This window comes from Nostoc sp. (assembly GCF_036917675.1).
Classification (GTDB): domain Bacteria; phylum Cyanobacteriota; class Cyanobacteriia; order Cyanobacteriales; family Nostocaceae; genus Nostoc.
Map to the genome: position 1 here is coordinate 1 of NZ_JBALCT010000011.1, position 6,937 is coordinate 6,937.

At 37.7% G+C, this 6,937-nt stretch carries 5 protein-coding genes; all 5 read left to right on the forward strand.

Features of this window, described 5'->3' with window-relative positions; genetic code table 11:
- Positions 1 to 138: 138 nt before the first annotated feature.
- Positions 139 to 582 carry a hypothetical protein gene (locus tag V7K31_RS03455; RefSeq protein ID WP_335092631.1) on the forward strand — a complete coding sequence of 148 codons (444 nt, stop codon included), beginning with the start codon at positions 139 to 141 and terminating at the stop codon, positions 580 to 582.
- A gap of 1,035 nt (positions 583 to 1,617) precedes the next feature.
- Entirely contained in the window at positions 1,618 to 3,144 is a 1,527-nt protein-coding gene (locus V7K31_RS03460; RefSeq protein ID WP_335092636.1) for a slipin family protein, read from the forward strand.
- A 90-nt stretch (positions 3,145 to 3,234) separates the two neighbouring features.
- The gene (locus tag V7K31_RS03465) at positions 3,235 to 4,182 is read left to right on the forward strand and encodes a DUF4238 domain-containing protein (RefSeq protein ID WP_335092632.1); all 948 of its coding nucleotides are present in this window, start codon (positions 3,235 to 3,237) and stop codon (positions 4,180 to 4,182) included.
- 242 nt (positions 4,183 to 4,424) lie between these two features.
- The gene (gene ppk2 / locus V7K31_RS03470; protein WP_335092633.1) at positions 4,425 to 5,348 is read left to right on the forward strand and encodes a polyphosphate kinase 2; all 924 of its coding nucleotides are present in this window, start codon (positions 4,425 to 4,427) and stop codon (positions 5,346 to 5,348) included.
- Positions 5,349 to 5,847: 499 nt separating this feature from the next.
- The gene (locus V7K31_RS03475; protein ID WP_335092635.1) at positions 5,848 to 6,345 is read left to right on the forward strand and encodes a hypothetical protein; all 498 of its coding nucleotides are present in this window, start codon (positions 5,848 to 5,850) and stop codon (positions 6,343 to 6,345) included.
- The last annotated feature ends 592 nt before the right edge of the window (positions 6,346 to 6,937 follow it).

Genomic DNA, 6,937 nt, shown 5'->3' on the forward strand with positions numbered 1-6,937 from the left:
GTTCTAAGCTTAGAAAGCCAATAGCCGGCATAACAACCTATACCCAAAGTCTTATTCATTTTTATTATATGCAAATTGTAGACGCAACAGCTTATTTCAAATCTAATTTGTCGTAATCTTGATAGTCGTCTCGCTATCATGGCTGAAAATCTTGGGTTTTGCTATACGCGGTACGCTGACGATTTAACATTTTCTGCTTCTGGGGAGGCATCGCACAGAAAATCTAATTTGATTAAAAACACTAAATTCATTATTACTAGCGAAGATTTTACTATTAATCATCATAAAACCAAGATTTCCGGCAAATCAGTACAGCAAGAAGTAACAGGCGTTATTGTAAATACACAATTAAATATATCTAAAAAGACATTAAAAGCTTTTCGTGCCACTCTATATCAAATTGAACAAGAAGGTTTGTTAGGAAAAAATTGGGGAAATTCAACTAATTTAATTGCCGCAATTACCGGGTTTGCAAATTATGTAGCAATGATTAACCCGGACAAAGGCGCAGAGTTCAAATCAAGCGTGGAACGCATCAAGCAGAAATATGGGGATTTCCAACCTGATGAAGTACATCTTTAAAGCTGCTTATTTTGCTAGAAAAGATTTAGGTGTACCTCAGCAAAGAATAGCCAGGGCTATTTCGTTCTAGACATAAACCGCCCAGAACTAAAGTTCAGAGGCTTTTATTAGCTAAAGTCCGTTAAAACGGACTATAACCTTTACTCAGTCCTCTTTAGATGACTTTTGCTATTAGACTCAGAATTGATTTTGAGGCGGGCTAGATGAGAATGAAATAACCCTGCTAGCCCTTCTAACTTTTTTCCTGTGCTAGATTTGAACCGGGATAGTAACAAAGTCACAAAGCTGTAGTTTGGGTTCTGTATACCCGACTGGTACGCTAACCTCTGGTAATAGCGTATACCGCCCACTACTTTCAACTATTTCACCATGAAAGTTAGCTCATTTGGTAGAGCGGTCGGTGTATCGCCGATTGGTTATAGGTTCGATTCCTATACTTTCCACCAAAAACCCTCGCCCTGGGTACGGGCACCTTGTTAGGGACAAGGCACTGCTAAACAGATTTATTGGGTGTTGAAAAAACCCCAATCAAAAAACTTTTTTTTCTACTCTGTCATGCAGGTATTTATAACAGTAAAGAAGCTAGCGCAACTGTATCTCTCCCTAACTTGAGTATGTACCTTCGTTTTCCTACATCTGGTTTTCCTTTGGGGATTCTGGATTGGCAAAGCGAACGGCATATTTGAGCGCGGTTCTCTTTTTCTAGATTGCCATTGAGCAGTTTGAGAAAAGTAACAGCAATCTTAATCCAGCTTTGGAGAAGCTTTTGCCCGCACCGGAACTGTAAAAACCTGCAATGGCAGAGTAAACAAATCTTTTGTAGTACATAGTAGTACAAAGAGATGAAACCAATCCTTTAGCCTTTGTCTACAGGGTTCTAAAGCCTAAGAACCTCTAAATGAATTCTGTGTACTCCAGTACTTAAGCTGTGAGACACAGGTGGTATTTGAGTTCAAGCAAGGTTATAAATGTGTTGATCAAATCTTCTTAGCTAGCTTACTTAAGCGATCGCGTAAATTATTTATGCAAATTACTATGTGGGAAACGTTTTATATCAAACCTAACGAAATTGGCATCTTATATCACCGCAGTGACTTTAAGAAAATTTTGCAACCCGGTACACATACTTATTTTGGTCGGCATTGGCAAGTAAAAATTCATGACCTCAATCAGCCACTAGCTCAGATTGAAAACCTAGAACTGTTGTTGCGAAATCACGAAGCCGAACTACAAGAACATTTATTGATTATCAGAACCGCATTCAACCAAGTTGCGTTAGTCCGCTACGGTCAAAATTGGGTAAGCGTTGCACCAAATAAATTGATTGCTTTTTGGCGTGGTTTTATTGAGGTAGAGTCTCATATATTCAACTTGGAAGAAAGCTTAGAATTACCTGGTTCCTTTGTGCAGCAATTGCGCTCAGTAGCGTTGAATGGATTGAAGAAGTTCCAAATCTCCGAGTCTGAAATTGGTTTACTATATCTGCAAAACAATTTTGTGCGACCTCTAGAAGCAGGAGAGTATGCTTTTTGGTCAGTAGATAGAGATGTAACAGTCCGAATTCTCAGCCGAATTATCCCTAACCCAGATTTTCCCCTAGAAGATGTACTAATTGAAAAACATCCTGACTTTATTGCTGCTTATTGTGAATCAGTGCAATTACAGACTTCACAAGTTGGAATTGTGCGATATCGAGGGAAAGTGATTGCTATTTTGCCACCCACCAGCCGCAAACTATTTTGGCAGGGTGTTGCAGTGGAAATTATCGATATCAGCGCTGATGCTCAGTTACAGCCTAGCTTAGTGGCTGAGTTAGTTGAGGGTTCAGCAGAAGTGAAATTGCTCAGTCGCAACTGTTTGCATATTTGCCAAGTTCCCGCCCAGCACGTTGGACTAGTATACATTAATCAAGAGTTTCAAGGACAGCGATCGCCAGGAGTACATGCTTGGTGGTTATTTGGCCGCTCTTTTCTCACCGAAGCCATTGACCTGCGACTACAAAATATGGAAGTATCGGGTCAAGATATCCTCTCTAAAGATAAAGTACCTCTGCGGTTAAATTTGACGGCTGGCTTCCGCATACTCGACCCATTGAGGGCAAAAAACGGGTTATCAGATATTTCTGGTTATTTGTACAAAGAATTGCAGTTTGCTTTGCGTGGTGCAGTTGGCGAACGCAACTTAGATGCTTTGTTAGAAGATAAAGGTGCAATTGATAGAAGTATATCTGAATACATTCGCCAGAAAGCCGCAGACTATGGAATTGAAGTAGATTCTGTAGGTGTGAAAGATATTATTTTACCTGGTGAGATTAAGACTATCTTGAGCAAGGTAGTCGAAGCAGAAAAAGCCGCTCAAGCAAACGTAGTCAGACGTAGAGAAGAAACTGCTGCTACTCGTAGTATGTTAAATACTGCCAAAGTGATGGAAGATAATCCCGTCGCCTTGCGTTTGAAGGAACTCGAAGTATTAGAGCGGATTGCAGAGAAGATTGATCGAATTCAAGTTAACGGCAGTTTGGATAGTATTTTAACAGACTTGATTAGTATTAATCGGCAGTGATGCCATCAATTATGTAGTGACTGTCTTAAAAATCAAGCGATCGCACCATATACTATTTAGGTATCTATTGAGATTAGAGGATTTATTTCAATGAATAAGGTTAAACAGCAGCACTTCGTACCTCAATGCTATTTAAAAAAATTTGCTAATGAAGATACATTATTTGTGTTGGATAAGAAAGAAAAACGTATTTATCCATCTCATGTAAAAAACGTTGCCCAACAGAGATATTTCAATGATTTTCCTGATTCATTTTTACCTGAAGAATTGAAGGATAAAACAAAATATCAATTCATGGAGAATGATCTTGCTCAAGTAGAATTAAGATTTGGATACTTTCTAAAACAGATCATAAATTGTCTTGAAAAAATAGAAAAAAATAACTTATTTGATTCTCTTGGAGTTCTGGATGAAGAGGCAAAGAAAAAATTCTCTGGCTTTTTAGCGCTTCAGTTAGTCAGGACAAATATGCTTAGAGGGCAAATTAGAGGAATGCTTCAATCTTTAGATGATCTTAAGAAAAGAATGGATCAGGCACTATCCAGGAATAATAGAAATATTCTAGAAGATAGCTTTACTTGTCCGAAAAGTTCAAGTAATTCAATTCGTTTTGATGATTTGTTAAAGGTAGGTATCGAAGAAGACTCCATCGCACATCATTTATTTTATATCTCTAATATTCTCGATCAAGGTGATGATTCAGAAATCTCAAAAATATTATCAAGTCATATCTGGTTATTTGGTGTGAACTCAACTTCCATTTCCCTATGGACTTCAGATAATCCAATAGCAATCAAACCGCATGAGGATTTTGGAACCGGTCTGGCTTCACATGGTGTCCAAGTAGTTTATCCAATCAGTTCTAAACATCTTCTAATTATGTTTGAATCAAGGTTTTGGAATAAGCTCAAGAGTTATGACGGAATGAGCATTCCCCTGTCAGAAGACGATGTAAAATCGTATAATAAGCTACAATCGATTCAATGTTGTAGACAAACTTACTCCAGCAAGAAAAATTTTGAGCTTTTGCTAACCTGAATTAATGCGATCGCATTAGCAGATTATTGGTTAACAAGTCAGACAAAGCCTATTGATCAACATCCGTAATAAATGACATTAATGCCTGAAATCGCTCAAGTATAATTAATTCGGCGGGGGTTCTATTCCAATTTAGTGTAGTAATAGTTGCCAAGGTGTATATTTACACTCAGTTCGGATTAAAATATATACTTGATAGATAAACTCTAATTATGTAGATTCAATCGCATGGAGTCACTGCAATGTCAATTGATAAAGTTGAAAACCAGCAAAATAATGATCTAGCTCAACCCGCTACAGGTTTAATAGAAAGCCTAGTAAAGATAAAAGACAAGAAAAAATCTAAAAAATCCAAACGGATTTCTGATGGTAGCACTGAAGTTTTTGCCAAGAAAATTCCTAAAAAGACTTTTGAAACTGAACTAGAGCAACTCCAGACTGAGCTAGTCAAAATGCAATACTGGATTAAGCACGTTGGCTATCGGGTTGTTGTAATATTTGAAGGGCGCGATGCTGCCGGCAAAGGAGGAGTAATTAAACGCATTGCAGATCCACTCAACCCTCGTGGCTGTCGTGTAGTTGCTCTGGGAACCCCTTCCGATCGTGAGAAAACTCAGTGGTATTTTCAGCGCTACGTGCAACATCTTCCGACAGCAGGTGAAATTATCCTCTTCGATCGCAGTTGGTACAACCGAGCCGGAGTTGAACGAGTGATGGGTTTTTGTACCGAAGCAGAATATCAAGAATTCATGCAATCTTGCCCGGAATTTGAACGAATGCTGGTGCGATCGGGCATTGTTTTAATTAAATACTGGTTCTCCGTCAGCGATGAAGAACAAGAGCAACGCTTTCTTTCTCGCAGTCACGATCCAGCAAGGCGCTGGAAACTCAGCCCAATGGATTTGGAATCACGTAATCGCTGGGTAGAATTCTCCAAAGCAAAAGATACCATGTTTACGTACACGAATATTCCTGAAGCCCCCTGGTTTACCATTGAAGCGGATGATAAAAAACGTGCGCGACTCAACTGCATTCATCATTTATTGAGCAAAGTTCCTTACGAAGATATGACACCTCCTCCCTTAGAGCTTCCGGCTAGACCTGTGGGTGAGAATTATGTTCGCGCCCCCCGCAATGAGCAGTTCTTTGTCCCTCAAGTGTATTGATCTGCAAGTTATCGCTAATGATTGAATATGGCAAACTTTATCTATAGGTGTTGCGATCGCCTATAGCTTCTCTCCAAACCAATTTAGATTTCTCGGTAGTGCTATCGAAAATTAGTCAATTTCTTGTAGATCTCACACACAATCTCGACGAACTGATAATCGAAATTCAGGATGATCAATGAAATATTTGTTGGATACAGATCTAGGACTTACGCACAAGTTACGGAATAACGAACCACAGAGGCGCAGAGGACACAGAGAAATCAGAGTTTGAGAGATATTTTGCGTAAGTCCTAAGATCATCTGAGCATTATTCAGTGACAGACGGGGCAAGATTACATCAATCTTTCAACCCGCATGACTCAATTGATGAGTGGATCGCTCACTATGGCAATAATGTCATAATTACTAATGGATCTAGTAGAAGAAAATAATGAATAGCTTTCTAGATATCTGCCATCAGTGTCAACAACCTACAATTTGAGCTTTAAAAGAAGCATTGAAAGAAAGAGACAATTTATCTAATTCTGAAAGTAACTTCATCACGTATATGGCTGGATTTTCTCATTATGAATTTGCAGAAAGTCTATTGGATGAATTTGAATTAAAGTTTATCAATAACAAATCAATTGTTTTTGATAAACTTTATAATAAGTTTCATCTCAAGGTTTTAATTAATGATTTAATGGATTTACTATGCTTCAGTTTCGACACGATAGAAATACCAGATGTTAATAAACCACCAATTTTTATAAATCGTTCGTTCAGGAATTGTATTGCTTGGAGAAATAAAGATGGATCTTACCTTGAAAATATATACCAAGAGGTGAAAAATCTAAATTTTCTTCAACTTCAACAGTATTATGAAGATCACATAGTTGGATTGCAAGAGAATGTGTTTCCTTATGAAGTAATTGATAATAACTTAACTTATGTTGTTCACATAGCAACCGTCCAAAGAAATATTGATATTAACTTTAACTGCTGTATTAAATAGAGTCAGCAACGCCATTTTTGTCAATGATTATGATAATACATCTAGTCTATCTATATCTAAATTGCGGGAACGTGATGAGGCTCATATTCTACTACCTAAAATAAATTGGTGTGTTTTAGGGGTTGAGAATTATAAAAAAGTGACAGCTTTTTTTGATGAAATAAAAGCTAGTTATACTGTGATTATGTATAGAGGTGAAGAATACAATTACTTTGATAATTTTATTTTCAATGTTCGGAATTTCCTTGTACAAAATGTTGACTTGTCAAGTATCAGATCGAATATCTCCTAGCCAATCGCATTAAAGCGAAGATTGATATCTTTGGTACTTGTACAGAATATATTTATGATAATTTACAGGGCAAATGCATCTAAATTACTCTTGATCACAACCAAGGTTAAGAACCAACGAAAAATGCTGATTTTTCGTTTGATTTATTTTCCAAGCCTCAAAGCGATGTCTACGACGGGCTACTTCGGGAGCATTTCACATAGAATCCTTAGAGGATGTTTTAAAAGTGGGGGCTTTTGTAAGAAAGCTCACAAGGCTTAAGCTGAAATTTGAAGACATCAGCACCTCGTGAGCAAATGA

Excerpts from the sequence above, each read along its gene's own strand:
- V7K31_RS03455 (WP_335092631.1), top strand. The coding sequence starts at position 139 with ATGGCTGAAAATCTTGGGTTTTGCTATACGCGGTACGCTGACGATTTA.
- V7K31_RS03460 (WP_335092636.1), top strand. The coding sequence starts at position 1,618 with ATGTGGGAAACGTTTTATATCAAACCTAACGAAATTGGCATCTTATAT.
- V7K31_RS03465 (WP_335092632.1), top strand. The coding sequence starts at position 3,235 with ATGAATAAGGTTAAACAGCAGCACTTCGTACCTCAATGCTATTTAAAA.
- ppk2 (WP_335092633.1), top strand. The coding sequence starts at position 4,425 with ATGTCAATTGATAAAGTTGAAAACCAGCAAAATAATGATCTAGCTCAA.